Consider the following 20,334-nt stretch of genomic DNA (forward strand, 5'->3'; position numbering starts at 1 on the left):
AAGCTACCGGAAGGCGACGGCTATGGCGCTGCGCTGGTCAATTACCGCTTCATCGCCAATGGGGTCTGGACCACGGACGATACGGTAAAGATGCTGGAAGGCAAGGCGGTCTGACGCATTCCGACCCCGGCGCCCAGTCATGGGTGTCGGGGCAGCGCGATCTGAGCATAAAGCGCAGAGCCATGGCAAAACCGGTACGCAGGTAGCGGAAAGGTGCAGCCCATGGACGCGCACACCAATGCTCAAGATGTCAAATCGCGTGAGCGCAGCCAAGTGAGCCATGCTTGATCCTCGATTTCATAGGTACCACGCGATTCCTTCCACAGGATCTCGCGCTCACGCAAGGCATCAATGGCATTCTGAACGGTAGCGGTGCTCACCGTTGCGTCCGGAGGAAGGAGCGACTTGTAGGCGCTCATGGCAGCCTCGCCAAACGGGGAAAACTGTCCCGCCTTCGACGCCATGACCCGTACCACGGCCTGTTGCACGGGCGACAGAGATTCAAAGTCGCTCTCGATGTCATGCCACAACCGTTCCTGAATCAGTGTGGCGTCCTCTCTTAGGCGCTGGCTCAGATAGGGAGATTCGTTAGCGATTGCGATGGACGAGATCAAATGACGGAGCATCTCCGGTCGATGACCCACCATCACAAATGCGTCAAAGACGGCATCCGGCTCGAATTGGTTGCTTGGCGCAAGTGCTTGATTCACGCTCGCCGTGTACTCGTCGGTGAAGCTGCGATCCAGCAACGGAAAAGGGGTGACCAGCGAGCCAAAGAACGGCATGCGCGAATTCATGACCAAATGGGCGAGTTTGTCGCGGCTCGATCCGGTAAAGACCAGCATGAGTTCGGGAGCCTTGCCGGAAACGTTTATTGCGTCGCGAGCGGCCTTGAGGCCAAACATCGCTTCTAGTCCTTTGTCGGTCGTGAGCGCATGTTGTGCCTCATCGACGATCAGCAGCACGGGCTTGTTAGCGGCCTTTCGCAACGCTTGCAACGCTTGCGTGAGCGTGACGCCCGCCGGCAGTCCCGTGGCGCTCACATCGAGGCCTAAGGTTCCCATGACCGTCACCTTGGTCAGGCCAACTGCCTTGGCTGCTTTGCTGACGATGCCGGCGAAGTCCGCGATCTTGCGTTTGATTCCGTCTGCAATGAGTTCGCCGGGGTCCTGCGCCTTGTTCGACCACAGGTCGACATACACCGTTGCCCAGCCCCGGCTTTCCGCTGCAGGAACGAGATCCTCCCGGAGAAAGGTCGATTTGCCGACCCGTCGCGGGGCTGCCAGAAAGAGCCCCGAGCGCGCATCCAACAGGGCTTCGCCGGTCAATGCGGTGCAGAAGCTGGCGGCCAAGGCTGGGCGACGAAACGTATAGCGCGCGGAAGCGGGGCTCGGCTGAGTCATGGGAAGGGGAGCAGGAACATTTATCGCTAATTATCCTACGGCGATAAATTATCGACGTCAAATAAATGATGATAAATGGCTCATGAGGCTCTTTACCGCGCTTGTCCTTGTGACCTACCGCCGCAGTATTGTTGAGCAAGCAGGCATCAGCCGCCGCACGTGGCCGCGTGTTGGCATGCGGCCGGCATACACATCGGCCGCAATTTCCCCTTGACATACAGATCTGTCTACTCAACACTAGTAGACAGATCTGTCTCATTCGGTTTTTGGTGAGGCAGGTTTTTCCAGAATCCTCTGATTCCCGCCTTCCAAGGAGCTTTCCCATGTCGAGCCAACCCGAAGTCCGCCCGCCGCTGCCCCCGTTTACGCGTGAAACCGCCATCGCCAAGGTCCGTGGTGCCGAGGACGGCTGGAACAGCCGCGATCCCAACCGTGTGGCGCTGGCCTACACCGTTGACAGCGCGTGGCGCAACCGCGCGGAATTCGTCAATGGCCGCGAAGCCATCGTCGCCTTCCTGACCCGCAAATGGCAAAAGGAGCTGGACTACCGGCTGATCAAGGAATTGTGGGCGTACGAGGGCAACCGCATCGCGGTGCGCTTCGCCTACGAGTGGCACGACGATTCCGGCAACTGGTACCGGTCGTACGGCAATGAGAACTGGGAATTTGACGAGAATGGCCTGATGCAGCGCCGCTTTGCCTGCATCAACGACGCACCGATCCGTGAGGCGGACCGCAAGTATTTCTGGCCGCTGGGCCGTCGCCCGGACGATCATCCGGGTCTGAGCGACCTCGGTTTCTAAGAGGCGCCGGGAAACAAAATAAGGGCGATGGCATTGCGCCATCGCTCCTTTTAATGTCGGCCTGATGCGAGGGTGTTACTGCATCGCGTCGAGATTGCCGATTCGCACGAGCATTTCCGTGAACATCTGCATGTCCAGGTTCAGGTCGGCCACTTCCTTGTATTCCTTGGCGTTGTGCGCGGTGTACTTCTTGCCGGGCATGGCCGGGCCGAAGTTGATGGCGTTTGGCATCAGCTTGGCGGTGGTGCTGCCGGCGGTGGGCACCGGCTTGGCCTCGAGCCCGGTGGTGTCGCCATAGATATTGAGCAGCGTGGAAAGCCAGGCGCCCTTGGGATCGCGTGCCATCCAGTTGCCCTGGTCGTGCTGGATCTCCACGGTCGAGTGTGTGGCGGTAGCCCAGGTGTTGATGCGGGCGGCGATCTTCGCGCGCAGCTCGTCCGGCGTGGTGCCGCGCGGCATGCGCACATTGGTCGTGACTTCCAGCTTGCCGTTGCGCTCGCGGATCAGCGTGGGCGACATCGTCAGCGGGCCCATGAAGTCATCGCGGTAGCCGACTTCCATCTTCTCGCCGAGATAGCCGGTGCCGTAGAGATCGCCAAGGTAGCGGATCGCGCGCGCGTACTGGTTGTCGGCAAACGCCACACCGGACGATTGCAGGAACAGCGCCAGCCGGGGCACCGGATTCACGCCTTCCTCGGGCCGGGAGCCGTGCGCCGAGGAACCCGTCACCTTGATGTCGATGCCGTCTGCGCCGCGCGCCACGTCGATCGAGAACTTGCCTTGCGCCTCGTGCTGGCTGATGAAGCCCGCGCGTGCCTTTTCCAGCGCCGCAGCCACGGCGGCCAGGTCGCCACCGGTGATGCGTGCCGTGGCCGTCTGCGGGATCGCGTTGGCCGATGCCGCGCCTGCCATGGCGACGATCGCCGCCGTCTTGCCGTCCGCCGGCTGGTCCGGGAAGCGGACCGTCAGCGCGCCGGAGCCTTTCTCCGCCACGACGGCCGGGTACTTGCTGTCGAGCACGATGTTGTACTCGGGCAGGGTGGCGTGCTCGCGGTAGTACTTCATGCCGTCGCCGCCGGTTTCCTCGGTGGTCTCGATCATCAGGCGGATCGTACGGGCCAGCGGCACGCCGCTCTCGCGCACGGTCTTCATGGCAAAGAGCGCGGCCGCGATGGACCCCTTGTCGTCGATCGTGCCGCGCCCGTAGAGGTAGTCGCCCACGCGCGTGACCTTGAACGGATCCAGCTTCGTGCCGTCGTCGAGCACCCATTCGTCGGCCACCACGGGCACCACGTCCGCATGGGTCAGGATGCCGAACGTCTCCTTGCCGGTGCCGGGCAGGGTGACCTCGAACACGCGGTTATCCACGTTGCGGAACGCGAGGCCATATTCCTTCGCCATCTTTTCGACGAGCTTGCCGAATTCGATGATGGCCGGGCTCTCGTGCGGCGGCACGCGGTCGTCGCGCACGGTGCGGATGGCGACCATCTCGCTGATGCTGTCCAGCACGGCCTTTTCGTTGTGGAGGCGGTTATAGACGCCCAGCAGGCGGCCGATGTTGGTCAGGTCGTCGCCCTTGAGCGGGCGCTTGGCGCGATACGCGCGGACGGCGGGGGCCAGCTTCGGGTCGGCCTTCACGGCAGCGTTCAGGAAGGCGTTGAAGCTGGCCGGCGGGGTGGCGGTGCCGGTGGCGACCAGGCGGTCCAGCTCGGTCTTGCCGATGGTAGCGGCCAGCGCGGCCTGGGGGGCGGACTGGATCAGCAGGGCGGCAGCCAGCATGGCGGCCAGTGGCAGGCGGGTCATGGATTGTCTCTTCGGTGTTTTTGCGTGCCCGAATGATAGCGATCCCGGAGGGTCCGCGAAAGCGCCTTCAAGTCATCGTCGATAGTCTGTGTCAATCGGAATTTCCTGATTGATAATAGTTATTCCTAATCGAGGTGGTTGAAATGATGAATTGTACAAATCACTTCGGCATCTTCAGAATCCACCCCATCGCTGCAACACGTAGCGCCCTTTTAAACCCCCTGGAGTCATACCGATGCTGCAATCCCGTGAAGGCCAACGCGTTCCCAACGTGACGTTCCGTGTACGTGACAACAATGAGTGGAAGAACGTGACCACGGCCGACCTGTTCGACGGCAAGACTGTTGCAGTGTTCTCGCTGCCGGGCGCCTTCACCCCGACGTGCTCGTCGACCCACCTGCCGCGCTACAACGAACTGGCGCCGGTCTTTGCCAAGCACGGCGTGGACGCCATCCTGTGCGTGTCCGTCAACGACACGTTCGTCATGAACGAATGGGCCAAGGACCAGGAGTCCGAGAACATCGTCATGATCCCCGACGGCAATGGCGAATTCACCGACGGCATGGGCATGCTGGTCGACAAGGCCGACCTGGGCTTCGGCAAGCGCAGCTGGCGCTATTCGATGCTGGTCAAGAACGGCGTGGTGGACAAGATGTTCATCGAGCCGGAAGAGCCGGGCGACCCGTTCAAGGTGTCCGATGCCGACACGATGCTGAACTACATCGCGCCGAACGCCAAGAAGCCGGATCAGGTGGTGGTGTTCTCGAAGATCGGTTGTTCGTTCTGCGCCAAGGCCAAGCAGCAGCTGTCCGATAACGGCTACGAGTACATCGACGTGCCGCTGGAGCACAAGGTCCGCGGCAAGGTGCTCGGCGCGGTCTCGGGCAACATGACCGCCCCGCAAATCTTCATCAACGGCACGCTGATTGGCGGCGCCGAAGCACTCGAGCAATACCTGGGCCGCTGATTCTGGCCCCACCCGGGTCCGGTTCCCCGGCCGGAACCCGGGATTTTTCCCCGCGTGACCGCTCGCGCGGTCCGGCAGTCGCCGGACGCGATGGCATCGTCTTGCCCGTTGCAGGACAACCCGGTGCCATGGCGTCCAACGATTGATGCAGATTCGCCAAGTTCTCAGATCAGGAAAACGCAAAATGAAGACCATCCAGACCGATGTCGCCGTGATTGGTGCGGGCACTGCGGGACTCGCGGCGTACCGCGCCGCCATCGCGGCCGGCAAGCGCGCCGTGATTATCGAAGGTGGCGCCTATGGCACCACCTGCGCCCGGGTGGGATGCATGCCGTCGAAGCTGCTGATCGCGGCCGCCGAGGCCGCTCACGAGGCGCGCCACACCGCCGCGTTCGGCGTGCATGTGGATGGCCCGGTCCGGATCGATGGCCGCGAAGTCATGGCGCGTGTGCGAAGCGAACGTGACCGCTTCGTCGGCTTCGTGGTGCGCGGCGTGGAGAACATTCCCGAATCCGATCGCCTGCTCGGCCATGCGCAGTTCATCGACAACACGATCCTGCAAGTGGGCGCCGATACGACAGTGCGCGCCAGCCGCGTGGTCATCGCCACGGGTTCGCGTCCGGCGGTGCCGAAGGCCTTCGACGTCTTTGGCGATCGCCTGATCATCAACGACGACGTGTTCGCGTGGGAAGACCTGCCGCGCAGCGTGGCGGTCTTCGGCCCGGGCGTGATCGGGCTGGAGCTGGGGCAGGCGCTGTCGCGCCTCGGCGTGCGGGTGCGTGTCTTTGGCGTGAGTGGTTCCGTCGGACCGCTCAGCGACCCGGCGATCCGCGCGTATGCGACGCAGGCCTTCAACCGGGAGTTCTCGTTGCTTCCGGATGTGCGAGTGTCCGACATGCGTCGCGAAGGCGACGAGGCCGTGATCACCTTCGAGGATGCCGATGGGACGGTGGTGACCGAGCGCTTTGCATACGTGCTGGCCGCCACGGGTCGCCGGCCCAATGTCGACAAGCTGGCGCTGGAAAATACGGCGCTCGCGCTGGACGCGCGCGGTGTGCCGGTGTTCGATCCGGTGACGTTGCAGTGTGGCGATGCGCCCGTGTTTATTGCCGGCGATGCCAACGACGTGCTGCCGTTGCTGCATGAGGCCGCCGACGAGGGCAGGGTGGCGGGCGAAAACGCCGCCAGCTGGCCGCAAGTTCGCCCGTTGGCGCGCCGTGCGCCGCTGGCCGTGGTGTTCTCCGATCCGCAGATCGCGATGGTCGGCCAGCGCTTTGCGGACCTCACGCCGGGCAGTTTCGTGACGGGTGAAGTCAGCTTCGAGGATCAGGGTCGCAGCCGCGTGATGCTCAAGAACCGGGGCCTGATGCACGTGTACGCCGACCGGGCCACCGGGCGCTTCCTGGGCGCCGAATGGATGGGCCCGCGCGCCGAGAACATCGCGCATCTGCTGGCGTGGGCTTACCAGCAGGGCCTGACCATCGCACAGATGCTGGCCATGCCGTTCTACCACCCGGTGGTGGAAGAGGGGCTGCGCACCGCACTGCGTGATGCCGATGCCCGGCTGACGCAACTGAAGCAAGCGGCCTGAGCGCCGCAGTACCGAACCAGGGGTCTGGTTGGAAGGGCCGGTCGCGCAGCTTGCGGCCGGCCTTTCTGTTTTCATCCGGCGTGTGTGCTGACATTGGCGCCGATGGAATCCTGCAGCCAGGTCATCCGTAGGCAGGCTGTCGATAAACCGGTCGTCCATAGACAGGTCTGTCTCCTATAATGGCAACTGTCAATGCACACGCTCCCTCCCGCCATGATCCAATCTTCCGCTCGTGATCGCATCCTTGAGACCGCCGCACGCCTGTTCTATCGCGACGGCTATCGGGCCACCGGCATCGACAAGATCATTGCCGAATCCGGCGTGGCCAAGATGTCGCTGTATCGCCACTTTGCGTCCAAGAACGACCTGATCCACGCCTTCCTCACGCGGCGCCATGATGGCTGGATGGAGTGGTTCGAGGCGTCCGTGCGGCGCCGGCTGGATGCCCGGCCGAACCTCGAAGTGCTGGCCGATGCGCTCGGCGAGTGGTTCGAGACCGAGGACTACCGTGGCTGCGCCTTTATCAATATGGTGGCGGAAGCGGGCGGTGGTGCCGGGGAAGATCCGCGCCTGGTCGAGCAGGCGGTGGCGCACAAGGCATCACTCGCAACGTTCGTGGCGGAGGTGGCGCGCACATGCGGGCTGGAGCATCCGGATGACGTGGCGGAAGAGGCCATGCTGTGCATCGAAGGCATGATCGTGCGATACCAGATGGCGCCAGATGCCGGTGTGATCGATGCCGGGCGTCGTCTCCTTGGTCGCATCCACACTTCTCACACGCCACGCGCCGCTGCATAAATGTCCTGAAGCGCCTTCAGCGTGCCCTGCGTAATCTCCTGAAACACTGCCAACACGAATCCTTCTCGCGCATCACGGTAAGATTCGGCCCGTGTGTGGCAGCCGGGCGCCCCCGTCCGGCGGCACGCAGTGGGATGCACGGAAGTGAACGCAGTAAACAATAACCAGCGCCGGACCGAGGTCGATCTGATCCGCGGGATCGCGCTGCTCTTTATCGTGGTCGATCATGTCAACGGCAGCGTGCTGGCTGACTACACGATCCGCAATTTCACCCTGTTCGACGCCGCCGAGGTTTTTGTCTTCCTGGCCGGCTATTCCGCGGGCGCGGCTTACCTGGCGATGGAAGCCCGCGTGGGTGCAAGCGCCGCGCGCCGACGGTTGCGGCGGCGCGGCTGGGAGATCTACAAGGCTTTCGTCCTGACGGGTTTGCTGATGCTGCTGTTCGGCTTCCTGCTGGCGATGTGCAGGATTCCCGCGCCGGCCGTGCGCGCCACCGAGGCGCCGGTCTTCATGGCCCAGCCGCTCGAAACCCTGCTGGAAGTCGTCAGCCTGGCGCGCCAGCCGTTCGTCTCCGATGTGCTGCCGATGTACGCGGTCTTTATCGGCCTGGCGCCGCTGGCTATCCGCTGGTCGCGCGCGCAACCGCTGGCGTTTGTCTGCGGCAGCGTCGCGTTGTGGCTGATGGCGCCCGCGCTGTTGCCGCTGCTGCCCAGCAGCGAGGCGCGTGGCTGGAGCTTCAATCCGTTTGCCTGGCAGCTCATGTTCGGCCTCGGCCTGATTGCACGGCTGCGGCCGGATTTCGTGCTGCCGCAACAGCCGATCGTCCGATGGGCATTCACGATCAGCGCCGTGGCCGTGGCGCTGGCCGGCGTCGCGCTGGCGTATCTGTGGATGCGTCCTCACGTCTATGAGGCATGGCTGCCCGCGTGGGTGCCGTCGATGGTGTTCCCGCTGCCCAAGCAGAGCCTGGCCTTCCTGCGTGTGGTCAGCTTCCTGGGGCTCGCCTGGCTGGTCTATCTGGCCATTCGCGCGGGATGGGTGGAAAAGCTCGCGGGACTGATGGGGCCCGTGGTCCAGATCGGTCGCCACAGCCTGTTCTGCTTTGTGTTCGGCGCGGTGGTGTCGGTGACGATCGAGGGCTTTACGTATGGCATCGCCGGCGGCCGGCCCACGCGCCCGGTGGCCCTCGGTGGCGACCTGGTGGCCGTGGCGATGCTGCTGGTGATCGGCGGCTGGTGGGGGCGGCGCAAAGAGGCCCGCAAGAACGCGGACCGACCGGTGATGACGAAGGGGAAGTCGCCGGCCGCCTGATTCACAGAACCGCTGCGACCCCGGTCAGCCGAGGTCGCCGCCGCCGACGGGGACGACGGTCCCGGTCATGTACGAGGCCTCGTCGGAGGCCAGGAACAGGATCACGCCGACCTGCTCGGCGATGGTGCCGTAGCGGTGCATCAGGCTGGACGCCACGGTCTGGTCGACGATCGCCTGATACCACGTCGCGTCCTGCGCGGACTGCGGCGCCGCATTCAGCGAATTGCGCGGAATCTTGCGCGGCGGGGCTTCGGTGCCACCCGTCGCGACGGCATTCACGCGAATCCCGTCCTCCGCATGTTCGAACGCCAGGCTCGCGGTCAGCGCGTTGACGCCGCCCTTTGCCGCCGCGTAAGGCACGCGGTGAATGCTGCGCGTGGCGATCGACGATACGTTGACGATCACCCCCGCGCGCCGCGCCACCATGCCCGGCAACACCGCGCGGCAACCCCACAGCGTGGGAAACAGCGAGCGCCGGATCTCGGCCTCGATCTCTTGTTCGGCGTAGTGTTCATAGGGTTTGGCCCAGATGGTGCCGCCGACGTTGTTGACGAGGATGTCGACACGGCCGAACGCCTCCGTTGCCGCGCGGACCATCGACGTGGCACCGGCGAAGGTTTCCAGGTCGGCGATCACGGCGATGGCCGCGCCGCCTGCGGCCAGGATCTCGGCGGCCACTTCATCGACCAGCGGCGCGCGATCCACCAGCACCACGTTCGCACCTTCCGAGGCCGCCCGCAGCGCCACGCCGCGGCCGATGCCTTGCGCCGCGCCGGTCACGATCATCGTCCGGCCCTCGAATCGCCCGGCGGTCCGCGCCGGCACCCGTTCTTCCAATCGTTGCGCCTGCTGCATCATGCCTCCACGCTGGCCGAGAACTTCTCGTAGTAGAACCCGGCGGGTTCGATGCCGGACGCCTGCAGCCAGGTCCGCACCGCCTCGACCATCGCCACCGGCCCGCACAGGTAGATATCGACGTCGCCGCCGTTCAGCCAGGCTGCATCCACGTGGGCGGTGACATAGCCCTTGCGCGCGTGCTCGCTGGCCGCATCGGCCACGCAGGTCCGGTATTCGAAGCCGTCGATCTTCGCGCCGGCGGCGTCGAGCTTTTCCGTGGCGACGAGATCGATGTCATGCGTCACGCCGTACACCATCCGCACGGGCTGCGTGCTTCCGGACGCGCCCAGCACGTCGAGCATCGACAGGAACGGTGCGATGCCGGTGCCGCCCGCCAGGAACAGCACGGGCCGCGTGACCGGGCGCAGGTAGAAGCTGCCGAACGGGCCGGAGAAGGCCATGCGCTGGCCGCTGCGCGCGTCGCGGGTCAGGTAGCTGCTCATGCGGCCATCGGGCACGTTGCGCACCACGAAGGCGGCACGTTCGGCGCCCGGTGCGGAACTGAACGAATACGCGCGCGTCATGTCGCTGCCGGGGATTTCCACGTTGACATACTGCCCGGGCAGGAAGCTCAGGGCCGACGGCTCGTCGAGGTCGATCGAGAAGCCGATGGTCGAGTCGGAGAGCGGTGCCACGGCGGCGATGGCGCCTTCGAAGCGCGTCACGCCGGTCTTGCAGGCGGTGGACGATGCCGCCACGCGGATCACGCAATCCGAGCGCGGACGGGTCTGGCACGCCAGCACGTAGCCCTTGGATGCTTCCTCGGCGGTCAGCGCATCCTCGATGTAGCTCGACTCCGGCAGATCATAGGCGCCGGATTCGCACAGGCCCCGGCAGGTGCCGCAGGCGCCGTCGCGGCAATCGAGCGGGATGTTGATCTGCTGGCGATAGGCGGCATCGGACAGCGTTTCGTGCTCGCCGCACGTGATAAAGCGGGTGACGCCATCTTCGAATTGCAGGGCGATCGTATGTTCCATGGCCTTGTCCTCCAGCCGGATTCAGATGTGATAGATGTCGATGACCTGATGGATGTAGTCGTTCTTGAGCACGACGTACTTGTTCAGGATGCGCGGGGTGCCGGCGGAAAAATCGATCACGTAGCGCGACATGCCGAAGTAGCTGTAGTTGGTCTGGTAGCGGTGCGCGAGGGTGTGCCAGTTGAAGCGCACCGTGGCGACATGGCCGTCGACCTGTTCGATCTCGATGTTGCTGAGGTTGTGGCTGGTGCGCGTGTCGGGGATCGTCGCGCTCGAGCGTTCGGTCTTGATGCGGAACACGCGGTCTTCGAGCCCCTGGCGACTCGGGTAGAAGATCAGCGAGATCTCGCGCTGCGGATCGGTCACGAGCTTGCCATCGTCATCCCAGCACGGCATCCAGAACTGCACCTCCGGGTGGTAGCAGGTCAGCCACTCGTCCCAGTGTTCGTCGTCGAGCAGGCGGCTTTCGCGGTAGAGGAAGGCCGTCACGTCGGCCAGCTGGATCGCGGCGGCGCTCATTCGGCATCTCCCTGCGCCACGGCGCGCTTCATGGTTTCCAGCCAGTAGCGATGCTGCACGGTGTAGAGACCTTCGTCCTCGGTGCGCAGGCCGCTCATCACCGGCTTCAGGCCGATGCGTTGCGCGGCCTCGTCCGGGCCGTCGATCCAGTGCGTGGCGCCGCGGCACATATCGTTCCAGGCCAGCGCCTGCCCCGCGTAGCCCTGCTGGCAGGCGCGGAACTCTTCCAGGTCGTCCGGCGTGGCCATGCCGCTCACGTTGAAGAAGTCCTCGTACTGGCGGATGCGGCGCGCGCGAGCCTCGTCGGGTTCGCCCTTCGGCGCGATGCAGTAGATCGTGACTTCGGTCTGGTCCACCGAGATCGGACGCAGCAGGCGAATCTGCGATCCGAACTGGTCCATCAGGTAGACGTTGGGATACAGGCAGAGGTTGCGCGAATTCTGGATCATCCAGTCGGCGGTTTCCGGGCCGCAGCGTTCAGCGAACTCGTCACGGCGCGAGAAATTGGGGCGATCTTCCGGATTGGCCCAGCGCGTCCACAGCAGCATGTGGCCGTGGTCGAACGCATAGAAGCCGCCGCCTTGCTTGCCCCACTTGCCGGCATCCATCGCGCGGATCTTGTCTTCCTGCTCGTTCTGCTGCTTGCGGTGGTTCGTGGTGGCGGCGTAGTTCCAGTGCACGGCGGAGACATGGTAGCCGTCGGCGCCGTTCTCGGCCTGCAGCTTCCAGTTGCCGGCGAATGTGTAGGTCGACGAGCCGCGCAGCACTTCCAGGCCATCGGGCGACTGGTCGGCGATCATGTCGATGATGCGCGCGGCATCGCCGAGGAATTCGGCCAGCGGCGGCACATCGTCATTGAGGCTGCCGAACAGGAAGCCGCGATAGTTCTCAAAGCGCGCCACCTTCTTCAGGTCGTGCGAGCCCTCCTTGTTGAAGCATTCCGGATAGCCGGCCTGCTCGGGGTCCTTCACCTTGAGCAGCTTGCCGCTGTTGTTGAAGGTCCAGCCGTGGAACGGGCATGTATAGGTGGCCTTGTTGCCGCGCTTGTGGCGGCAGAGCATCGCGCCGCGATGGCTGCAGGCGTTGATGAAGGCGTTCAGCTCGCCCTGGCGATTGCGGGCGATCACCACCGGCTGGCGGCCGATATGCGTGGTGTAGTAGTCGTTGTTGTTGGGGATCTGGCTTTCGTGTGCCAGGTAGATCCAGTTGCCCTCGAAGATGTGCTTCATCTCCAGGTCGAACAGCGCTTCGTCGGTGAATGCGCTGCGGTGCAGGCGGTAGTCGCCGGTGGCCTTGTCTTCGACCAGGAACTTGTCGAGGTCTTCCACGCGACGCGGACGAGCGGTGCCCGCTCCGGTATCCAGATGGATCGGAATCATGTTGTCTCCTGCCGGGTATTTCCCGGCCGCACACGCGGCGGCCGGCGATGACGAATGAGGGAGGGGGCGGACGCCGCTGGCGTCTGCTGATGCCGCGTCAGGCGGCGGCGCGCAGGCGTTCGACTTCGGCGGGCGGGGCGTCGGCCACTTCGCGGATCAGGCGGAAGTCGAAATCGATCGACGCGTAGGGCTGGTCGATGCCGCGCTTGTCGAGTTGCGCGGGGTCGTCGATGCGCGTCACCGCCGGCACCAGGCCGTCGCGGCTGGCAAAGGCGAAGTCATCCCACAGGTATTCGTCGCCGTCGATGTTGATCTGCGTGGTCAGCTTGCGGTGGTCGGGTGCGGAGACGAAGAAGTGGATGTGCGCGGGGCGGCGGCCGTGGCGCGCCAGCAGGTCCAGCAGGCGCTGCGTGGTGCCTTGCGGCGGGCAGCCGTAGCCCATCGGCACATTGCTGCGGAACTGGTAGCGGCCGTTGGCGTCGGTGACGATGGTGCGGCGCAGGTTGAAAGCGGATTGCGTGGTATCGAAGAACGAGTAGTTGCCGAGCAGGTTGGCGTGCCAGACCTCGACTTTGGCGCCGGGCAGCGGCTTGCCGTCGGTGTCGTAGACGGTGCCTTGCATGAAGAGAATGTCGCCCTTGCCGTCCTCGCTGCCGTCATCCAGACGCGCGAAGCCGGTGGATTCCGGGGCGCCGGCTACATAGAGCGGGCCTTCGATCGTGCGCGGCGTGCCGCCGGTCAGGCCGGCGCGGGCCTCGGCTTCATCGGCGCGGATATCCAGGAAGCGCTCCAGTCCCAGGCCGGCGGCCAGCAGTCCCAGTTCATGGGTCGCGCCCGCTTCGGCGAAGTATTCGAGGCCCTTCCAGACTTCGCTCGGGCTCAGGTCCAGATCCTCGATGGCCTTGAACAGGTCCGTGGTCAGGCGGACGACCACCTGCTGGACGCGCGGGTTGGGGGTGCCTTGCGTGGCGGTATCAACGAGGAACTGCTTCACCAGCGCTGCGATCTCGGCGTGCGTCATTTGTCTCGCTCCAGATGTCTTGTGTGGGATGTCGAACGATCGGTCGGTTAATGCCCTGCGGGTATCAAGGCTTGCCGTCCGACTTGGTACAGAGCATAGTTGACGGGTATTTTGACCGTCCAAGACTGATTTAGTATCCGGACGATACCGTTGAGGTATGGAAGTGGAATTGAGACATTTGCGGTACTTCGTGGCGGTGGCAGAGGAACGGAACTTCACACGCGCCGCCGAACGGCTCCATATCGCCCAGCCACCGCTCTCGCGGCAGATCCAGCAACTAGAGGAAACGCTCGGGGTGTCGCTGTTCGAGCGGAACTCGCGGCCGCTCAAGCTGACCGACACCGGGCGGTTCTTCTACACGCACGCGCTGCAGTTGCTGGCGCAGACGGCCGAACTGGAGGCGATGACGCGGCGCGTCGGCAAGATCGAGCGGACCATGTCGATTGGCTTTGTCGGCTCGACGTTGTATGGAATGCTCCCGCGCATCATCCGGCGCTTTCGCACCGAGCACAGCGACATCGAACTGACGCTGCACGAGATGTCCACCATGGACCAGATCAAGGCGCTCAAGGAAGGGCGCATCGATGTGGGCTTCGGACGCATCCGGCACGATGACCCCGGCGTGCGCCGCGTGGTGCTGCGCGAGGAACGGATGATCGTGGCGTTGCCGCTGGGGCATCCGTTGTCAGTGGGGCGCCAGGTGCTGTCGCTGCACGACCTGCTCGACGAGACGCTGATCATTTTCCCCAAGGCGCCGCGCCCGAGCTTTGCCGACCAGGTGCTGGCGGGCTTTCATGACCGAGCGTTGCGGCCGGGCAAGATCCAGGAGGTGAGGGAGCTGCAGATCGCGCTGGGGCTGGTGGCGGCCGGGGAGGGCGTCTCCGTGGTGCCGAGCAGCGTCTATGGGCTCAAGCGTGACGACGTGACCTACCTGGAGCTGGACGATCCCAAGCTGGTGTCGCCGATCATCATGAGCATGCGCACGCTGGACGAATCCGCCGACCTGCGCGCGATGCTCGACATGATCTATCGGCTCTACGAGGAAATCGGCATGGAGTACCTGCCGCCGGCGCAGGAATAAGGCTCGCGGGAACGCGGCCCTTCGGCGCGGCCTCAGGCCTTGCCCTGCCGCATCACCCAGTCTACGGCTCGCGCCAGATACGGCGAGCCATCGCCGGCCCGGTAGCTCATGATCACCGGCGAGACAAAGCCGGGCACCTCGATCGGCACATAGCGGACATCGTCACGATGCAGGCGCTGCACCGATGCGGGCACCAGCGTCAGGCCCAGCCCCGCCGCCACCAGCCCCAGCGCAGTCTGCAGTTCGTTGGCTTCCTGCACCACGCGCGGCTGCAGCCCCTGTGCCCGGAATAGCGACAGCACGTGGTCCGCGTAGCTGGGGCGCGGACGGGCCGGATAGAGGATCAGCGGCTGGCGGGCAAGCGCCTCGGCATCGAGTGGTGAATCGAGCGGCGGCGCCGACATCGGCATGGCCGCCACCAGCGGCTCCGCCATCACCACCTGCTGGACGATGGCCGGGTCGTTCAACGCAAGCCGGCCGAACGCCAGGTCGATGCGGCCGGACTTCAATGCCTCCAGCTGCTGCACCGTGATCATTTCCGTCAGGCCGACTTCCACCTGGCTATCGTCGCCACGCAATTCTCGGATCAGCTCCGGCAGCACCCCATACAACACCGACGGCACGAAGCCGATGCCGAACCACCGTTTTTCGTTCCGGCCGATCCGGCGCGTGCCGTCCAGCGTTTCCTCCAGCCGCTGGGTCAGCTGCAGCGACTGATCCAGCAGGAAGCGTCCGGCCTCGGTCAGTTTCAGCCCCCGGCCGACGCGGTCGAACAGCGCCACGCCGACTTCTTCCTCGAACTGGCGGATCTGGCGCGACAGCGGCGGCTGCGCCATATGCAGCTTTTCCGCCGCCCGCGTCACATTCAGTTCCTGGGCGACGGTCTGGAAATAGCGAAGGTGGCGGAGTTCCATGGTCTGTCCGTTGATGGCGCGGCCCGAATGCGAGGCATACCCGTAAGGTATGGAATCAGACATCATCGGTCTTGGACGCCAGCAAAGTCAAGGACCATACTCCAATCCACTCGTCTCACTGCATCAGGAAGGTATGACTACGACAATTTCCGCCATCGAGGCCATTCTGGTCGATCTCCCGACAATCCGGGCCCACCAACTGGCCATGGCCACGATGCAGCAGCAGACGCTGGTGATCGTGCGGCTGCGCTGCAGCGACGGCACCGAGGGCATCGGGGAGGCCACGACCATCGGCGGCCTGTCCTACGGCGACGAAAGCCCCGAGGGCATCAAGCTGACGATCGATACGTACCTGGCACCCGCGCTGGTCGGCCAGGACGCCACCAACGTGCACGCCGCGATGGCTCGCCTGAACAAGGTGGCGCGCGGCAACCGCTTTGCCAAGTCCGCGCTGGAGTCCGCGTTGCTAGACGCGCAGGGCAAGCGCCTGGGCGTGCCGCTGGCCACGCTGCTGGGTGGCGCGGTGCGCGACACGCTGCCGGTGCTCTGGACCCTCGCCAGCGGCGACACCGCCCGCGACATCGAGGAAGCGGAACGCCTGCTGGCCGAGCGCCGCCACAACACGTTCAAGCTCAAGATCGGCCGTCGCAGCGTGCGTGACGACGTGGCGCACGTTGCCGCCATCAAGCGCGCGCTGGGCGACCGCGCCCGCGTGACCGTCGACGTCAACCAGGCGTGGAACGAGGCCGATGCCGCCACCGGCATCGCCATGCTGGAAGCCGCGGGCATCGACCTGATCGAGCAGCCCACGCCCCGCGAGCAACGCACGGCGCTGGCCCGGCTGGCGGCGCGTTTCATCGTGCCGATCATGGCGGACGAAGCCGTGACCGGACCGGAGGACGCGATGGAGCTGGCACGGATTGGCGGCGCGGATGTGTTTGCGCTCAAGATCGCCAAGTCCGGCGGTATCTTCGGCATGCTGCGCACGGCCGCGGTGGGGGATGCGGCGGGCATCGCGCTGTATGGCGGCACGATGCTGGAAGGCAGCGTCGGCACCATCGCCGCAGCCCACGGGTTCTGCACGTTGCCGCAACTGGCGTGGGGCACGGAGCTGTTCGGGCCGCTGTTGCTGAAGGACGACGTAGTCACCGCGCGCCCCACCTACCAGGACTTCGCGCTGCACCTGCCGCGGGGGCCGGGGCTCGGCCTGTCGCTGGACGAAGACAAGCTCGCGCACTATCGTCGCAAGGCCGCCTGAAGGCGCGCACCGAACATTCAACTCAGGAGACCACCGTGCTGTTCCTCGTCAGGATGGACGTCAATATTCCGCACGACATGTCGGCCGCGCAGGCCGATGAGATCAAGGCCCGTGAAAAGGCCTACGCGCAGGACCTGCAGCGCCAGGGCAAGTGGCAGGCGCTGTATCGCGTGGTGGGCGAATACGCCAACTACAGCGTGTTCGATGTGGAATCGAACGATGAACTGCATACGCTGCTGTCCAGCCTGCCGTTGTTCTCGTACATGAAGGTTCACGTCACGCCGCTGGCCAGGCACCCCTCGTCGATCCGCTGACCGGATCACGCTGAAAAAGGAATGGAGACAATGAAGTTTTCGTCGTTGAGCGCCGCGCTGTTCGCCGCCGCCGCACTGGCATCTGGCGCTGCCCACGCTGCCTACCCCGATCACCCGATTCGCTGGATCGTGCCGTTCCCGGCCGGCGGCGCCATGGACAATATCGCCCGCACGCTGGGCGAGGACATGGCGAAGACGCTTGGCCAGGCGGTGGTGGTGGAAAACCGCCCCGGCGCCGGCGGCAATATTGGCGCGGAACTGGTGGCACGTGCCCCCGCCGATGGCTACACGCTGATCATCGTGGCTAACGGCATGGCGGTGAATCCGGCGCTGTACGGCAAGCTCGGCTATGACCCGGTCAAGGACTTCGCCCCGGTCTCCCTGCTGGCCGTGGTCCCCAATGTGCTGGTGACCAACAAGGCGAAGACGCCGGCCAGAACGGTCAACGAGGTGATCGCCAACGCCCGCGCCAAGCCCGGCAAGTACACCTATGCGTCGGCCGGCAACGGCACGTCGATTCACCTGGCCGGCGAGCTGTTTACGTCGATGGCGCACGTGGATCTGCTCCACATCCCCTACAAGGGATCGGGCCCGGCGATGACCGACCTGCTCGGCGGGCAGGTGGACTATATGTTCGACAGCATCACCTCCGCCAAGCCGCATATCGATAGCGGCAAGCTGGTGCCGATCGCCGTCACGACGAGCAAGCGGTCGTCGGCGCTGCCGAACGTGCCGACTGTCGCGGAAGCGGGGCTGCCCGGCTATGAGTTGTCGCCGTGGTTTGCGGCGTTCGTGCCGGCGCGGACGCCGCAGCCGGTCATCGATGCGCTGAACAAGGCGATGCTGGACGCGCTGAAGAAGCCTTCGGTGCAGCAGCGGCTGGCGGGCATCGGCGCGGAACCTATCGGCAGCACGCCAGCGGGCCTGAAGGATCATCTGGCGAAGGAAACGGTCAAGTGGGGCGCGCTGATTCGCGAGCGAGGCATCCATGCCGACTGAGCCGACCCGCAATCTCCACTACGTACTGGAAGGCGCCAGCGACAAGCCGGTGCTGGTGATGTCGAACTCGCTGGGGACCACGCTTGAAATGTGGGACCCGCAGATGGCCGCGCTGACCGCGCAGTATCGCGTGCTGCGCTATGACACGCGCGGGCACGGCCGCTCCGCGCTGCCGGCGGCATCGTTCGGCATGCATGAGCTGGCGGAAGACGTGATCGCGATCATGGACCACGCGGGCATCGAGCGCGCCCATTTCTGTGGGCTGTCGATGGGCGGCATGACCGGCATGGTGCTGGCGCGGCATCACGCAACGCGTTTCCACCGGTTCGTGCTGGCCAACACCGCCGCGCTGATCGGTCCCGCGTCCGTGTGGGATACGCGCATCGAGACCGTGCGGCGCGACGGCATGAGCGCCATTGTCGATGGCGTGCTGGCGCGCTGGTTTACCGAGGACTATCTGCTGACCCGGCGCGACGAGATGGCGCCCGTGCGCCGGATGCTGGAGACCACGAGCGCCGACGGCTACACCGCCAACTGTGCCGCCGTGCGCGATGCGGATCTGCGTGCGCTGCTGCCGGAGATCGATGCGCCGGTGCTGGTGATTGCCGGCGAGCACGATCTGTCGACGACGGCCGCGCAAGGCGGACTGGTGGCCGGGGCGATTGACGGCGCGTATTACCTGTCGCTGTCGGCCGCGCACCTTTCCAACTGGGAACTGCCGGAAGCGTTCGGCGACGCAGTGCTCGGCTTCCTGGCGCAGCGCTAGCCGCCGTGGTTGCGTCGCCTGCCGCGTCGCCCGCCGTGTCACCAGCGGATCAGGGCACGATCGTCAGGAACAGGTAGGCGGCAAAGATCACCAGATGGACCACACCTTGCAGGATCGTGGTCCGTCCGCTCCCCAGCGTCAGCGACGAGACGATCATCGTCAGGAACAGCAGCACCATTTCCTTGGGGCCCAGCCCCAGTTCCAGCGGCCGGCCCAGCGTGATGAACACGGCCGCCACGGTCGGAATCGTCAGGCCGATGCTGGCCAGCGCCGAGCCGAGCGCCAGATTCATGCTGGTCTGGAGCCGATCCAGCCGTGCCGCGCGCATCGCGGCCAGGCCTTCGGGCAGCAGCACCAGCGCGGCAATCACCACGCCCACCACGGCACCCGGCAGGCCGGCATTCAGCACGGCGGCTTCCACCGACGGCGACAGCATCTTGGCCAGCGCGACGACGGCCACCAGGCACACGACCAGCAACACGCCGCTGGCGGCGGCCACGCGCGCCGGAGGCGGCGGCGCGTGGTCGTCCTCGTTCGAGCTGCCTTCGACCAGGAAATAGTCGCGGTGCCGGATGGTCTGCACGAACACGAAGGCCCCGTACAGGATCAGCGACATCGCGCCGGAAAACGCCAGCTGGGACGACGTCAGCACCGGCCCTGGTGTGGAGCTGGTGAAATTGGGCAGCACCATCGTCAGGACCAGCAGCGCCACCAGCGTCGCCATCGCGGCGGTGGCGCCCGGGGCCTGGAAGGCCTGCTCGCGGTGATGCAGGCCGCCGACGAACAGGCAGAGCCCCACCATGCCGTTGCAGATGATCATCACGGCGGCAAACACGGTATCGCGCGCCAGCCCCGCCTTTTCCGGGCCAGAGGACAGCATCACGGACACGATCAGCGCCACTTCGATCACCGTCACGGCAATCGCCAGCACCAGCGTGCCGAACGGTTCCCCGACCTTGTGGGCGACAACCTCGGCGTGGTGCACCGCCGAAAACACGGCGCCGGCCAGCGCCACCGCCATGACCGCGATCATCCAGCCCTGTCCCGGCAGCATGATGCCCACGCCAAAGGCGACCCAGGCGGCCAGCGGCGCCCAGACGGTCCACGCCGGCAATGTGTTGGAAGTAGCCATCCGTTATCCCTCTTTTTTCTGTGGATGCCGCGTGCAGGGCGCCCTCCGGCGCATTGTGCAGCAGAAGGCCGCGCACCGGTAGGCCGGCGCGCGCGCGGAAAAGCTAAGGCAGCGCCGGACGGCAGCAGTTCCCGCGTCGCCGGCGACGGCGCGCGGAGCAAGGGAAAAAGGGCGGGGGACAGTGGCCGGATATCAGTCCGGTGACAGGGGGCGCGTGGGCGGGTCGGGGCGTTTGGTGTCGCCGGACTCCGGCTCCCGAAGCGCGGGGTGATGAAGATAGATCCAGCGCGCGGCGACGATCACCGCGATCAGGAAGGCAAGACCATACCCGACAAAAGAGACTGCGTTTTGCATCGTTCTGACCTGGTTGAGTCGGCTCTGATGGCCGGTATCAGGGCAGT

Annotated in this window: 20 protein-coding genes; 10 read left to right on the forward strand and 10 right to left on the reverse strand. The window is 65.2% G+C overall.

Annotated features, from left to right (window positions below):
• Positions 1-242: 242 nt before the first annotated feature.
• Entirely contained in the window at positions 243-1,403 is a 1,161-nt protein-coding gene (locus BLR29_RS30565; protein WP_255371529.1) for an ATP-binding protein, read from the reverse strand.
• 323 nt (positions 1,404-1,726) lie between these two features.
• Between BLR29_RS30565 and BLR29_RS30570 the strand changes: the two genes are divergently transcribed.
• Positions 1,727-2,206 carry a nuclear transport factor 2 family protein gene (locus tag BLR29_RS30570; protein WP_092143517.1) on the forward strand — a complete coding sequence of 160 codons (480 nt, stop codon included), beginning with the start codon at positions 1,727-1,729 and terminating at the stop codon, positions 2,204-2,206.
• Positions 2,207-2,281: 75 nt separating this feature from the next.
• Here BLR29_RS30570 and BLR29_RS30575 read toward each other — a convergent pair whose 3' ends face one another.
• Positions 2,282-4,009 carry a dipeptidase gene (locus BLR29_RS30575; RefSeq protein WP_092143520.1) on the reverse strand — a complete coding sequence of 576 codons (1,728 nt, stop codon included), beginning with the start codon at positions 4,007-4,009 and terminating at the stop codon, positions 2,282-2,284.
• A gap of 235 nt (positions 4,010-4,244) precedes the next feature.
• Here BLR29_RS30575 and BLR29_RS30580 point away from each other — a divergent pair, with 235 nt between their 5' ends.
• The 4 genes from BLR29_RS30580 (at position 4,245) to BLR29_RS30595 (ending at position 8,676) form a co-directional block, all read left to right on the forward strand.
• Positions 4,245-4,976, forward strand: a complete 732-nt coding sequence (locus BLR29_RS30580) for a glutathione peroxidase (RefSeq protein ID WP_092143523.1) — start codon at positions 4,245-4,247, stop codon at positions 4,974-4,976.
• A 184-nt stretch (positions 4,977-5,160) separates the two neighbouring features.
• Positions 5,161-6,567, forward strand: coding sequence for a dihydrolipoyl dehydrogenase (locus BLR29_RS30585; RefSeq protein ID WP_092143526.1), 1,407 nt, complete (start codon positions 5,161-5,163; stop codon positions 6,565-6,567).
• A 213-nt stretch (positions 6,568-6,780) separates the two neighbouring features.
• Positions 6,781-7,365, forward strand: a complete 585-nt coding sequence (locus BLR29_RS30590) for a TetR/AcrR family transcriptional regulator (protein ID WP_092143529.1) — start codon at positions 6,781-6,783, stop codon at positions 7,363-7,365.
• Between the two features lie 144 nt (positions 7,366-7,509).
• Positions 7,510-8,676: an OpgC domain-containing protein gene (locus tag BLR29_RS30595; RefSeq protein ID WP_092143593.1), complete on the forward strand. Its 1,167-nt coding sequence runs from the start codon at positions 7,510-7,512 to the stop codon at positions 8,674-8,676.
• A gap of 24 nt (positions 8,677-8,700) precedes the next feature.
• On the opposite strand, the gene BLR29_RS30600 is transcribed toward BLR29_RS30595, so the two are convergent.
• The 5 genes from BLR29_RS30600 to catA all read right to left on the reverse strand — a co-directional run bounded on the left by BLR29_RS30600 (position 8,701) and on the right by catA (position 13,469).
• Positions 8,701-9,534 carry a 1,6-dihydroxycyclohexa-2,4-diene-1-carboxylate dehydrogenase gene (locus tag BLR29_RS30600; protein ID WP_369804740.1) on the reverse strand — a complete coding sequence of 278 codons (834 nt, stop codon included), beginning with the start codon at positions 9,532-9,534 and terminating at the stop codon, positions 8,701-8,703.
• On the reverse strand, positions 9,531-10,550 hold the full coding sequence (gene benC, locus BLR29_RS30605; RefSeq protein ID WP_092143535.1) for a benzoate 1,2-dioxygenase electron transfer component BenC: 1,020 nt from the start codon (positions 10,548-10,550) through the stop codon (positions 9,531-9,533). The genes BLR29_RS30600 and benC overlap by 4 nt, the downstream gene beginning before the upstream one ends.
• Positions 10,551-10,571: 21 nt before the next feature.
• A complete protein-coding gene (gene benB, locus BLR29_RS30610; RefSeq protein ID WP_092143538.1) occupies positions 10,572-11,069 on the reverse strand; it encodes a benzoate 1,2-dioxygenase small subunit in 498 nt (165 codons plus the stop codon).
• Positions 11,066-12,448 carry a benzoate 1,2-dioxygenase large subunit gene (benA, locus tag BLR29_RS30615; protein ID WP_092143541.1) on the reverse strand — a complete coding sequence of 461 codons (1,383 nt, stop codon included), beginning with the start codon at positions 12,446-12,448 and terminating at the stop codon, positions 11,066-11,068. The genes benB and benA overlap by 4 nt, the downstream gene beginning before the upstream one ends.
• 97 nt (positions 12,449-12,545) lie before the next feature.
• Positions 12,546-13,469 carry a catechol 1,2-dioxygenase gene (catA, locus tag BLR29_RS30620; RefSeq protein WP_092143544.1) on the reverse strand — a complete coding sequence of 308 codons (924 nt, stop codon included), beginning with the start codon at positions 13,467-13,469 and terminating at the stop codon, positions 12,546-12,548.
• A gap of 163 nt (positions 13,470-13,632) precedes the next feature.
• Here catA and BLR29_RS30625 point away from each other — a divergent pair, with 163 nt between their 5' ends.
• A complete protein-coding gene (locus tag BLR29_RS30625) occupies positions 13,633-14,550 on the forward strand; it encodes a LysR family transcriptional regulator (protein WP_092143596.1) in 918 nt (305 codons plus the stop codon).
• A 32-nt stretch (positions 14,551-14,582) separates the two neighbouring features.
• Here BLR29_RS30625 and BLR29_RS30630 read toward each other — a convergent pair whose 3' ends face one another.
• Positions 14,583-15,464 carry a LysR family transcriptional regulator gene (locus tag BLR29_RS30630; protein ID WP_092143599.1) on the reverse strand — a complete coding sequence of 294 codons (882 nt, stop codon included), beginning with the start codon at positions 15,462-15,464 and terminating at the stop codon, positions 14,583-14,585.
• A 133-nt stretch (positions 15,465-15,597) separates the two neighbouring features.
• Here BLR29_RS30630 and BLR29_RS30635 point away from each other — a divergent pair, with 133 nt between their 5' ends.
• From BLR29_RS30635 to pcaD, 4 genes are read left to right on the forward strand one after another with little or no spacing between them, the layout of a single operon-like run.
• Positions 15,598-16,722 (forward strand): muconate/chloromuconate family cycloisomerase, encoded by a 1,125-nt coding sequence (locus BLR29_RS30635; protein WP_092143547.1) that lies wholly within the window; start codon positions 15,598-15,600, stop codon positions 16,720-16,722.
• Positions 16,723-16,757: 35 nt separating this feature from the next.
• Positions 16,758-17,036, forward strand: a complete 279-nt coding sequence (catC, locus tag BLR29_RS30640) for a muconolactone Delta-isomerase (RefSeq protein WP_092143550.1) — start codon at positions 16,758-16,760, stop codon at positions 17,034-17,036.
• Positions 17,037-17,057: 21 nt separating this feature from the next.
• A complete protein-coding gene (locus tag BLR29_RS30645; protein ID WP_092143553.1) occupies positions 17,058-18,035 on the forward strand; it encodes a tripartite tricarboxylate transporter substrate binding protein in 978 nt (325 codons plus the stop codon).
• On the forward strand, positions 18,025-18,801 hold the full coding sequence (gene pcaD, locus BLR29_RS30650; RefSeq protein ID WP_092143558.1) for a 3-oxoadipate enol-lactonase: 777 nt from the start codon (positions 18,025-18,027) through the stop codon (positions 18,799-18,801). The genes BLR29_RS30645 and pcaD overlap by 11 nt, the downstream gene beginning before the upstream one ends.
• Before the next feature lie 49 nt (positions 18,802-18,850).
• Here the strand turns inward: pcaD and BLR29_RS30655 are convergent, their stop codons facing one another.
• Both BLR29_RS30655 and BLR29_RS32640 read right to left on the reverse strand, forming a co-directional pair.
• Complete coding sequence (locus tag BLR29_RS30655) at positions 18,851-19,933, reverse strand: calcium:cation antiporter (RefSeq protein WP_092143561.1); 1,083 nt, start codon at positions 19,931-19,933, stop codon at positions 18,851-18,853.
• Between the two features lie 192 nt (positions 19,934-20,125).
• Positions 20,126-20,287, reverse strand: coding sequence for a hypothetical protein (locus BLR29_RS32640; protein ID WP_176861108.1), 162 nt, complete (start codon positions 20,285-20,287; stop codon positions 20,126-20,128).
• Positions 20,288-20,334: the final 47 nt, after the last annotated feature.

This window comes from Cupriavidus sp. YR651 (assembly GCF_900101625.1).
Lineage (GTDB): Bacteria > Pseudomonadota > Gammaproteobacteria > Burkholderiales > Burkholderiaceae > Cupriavidus.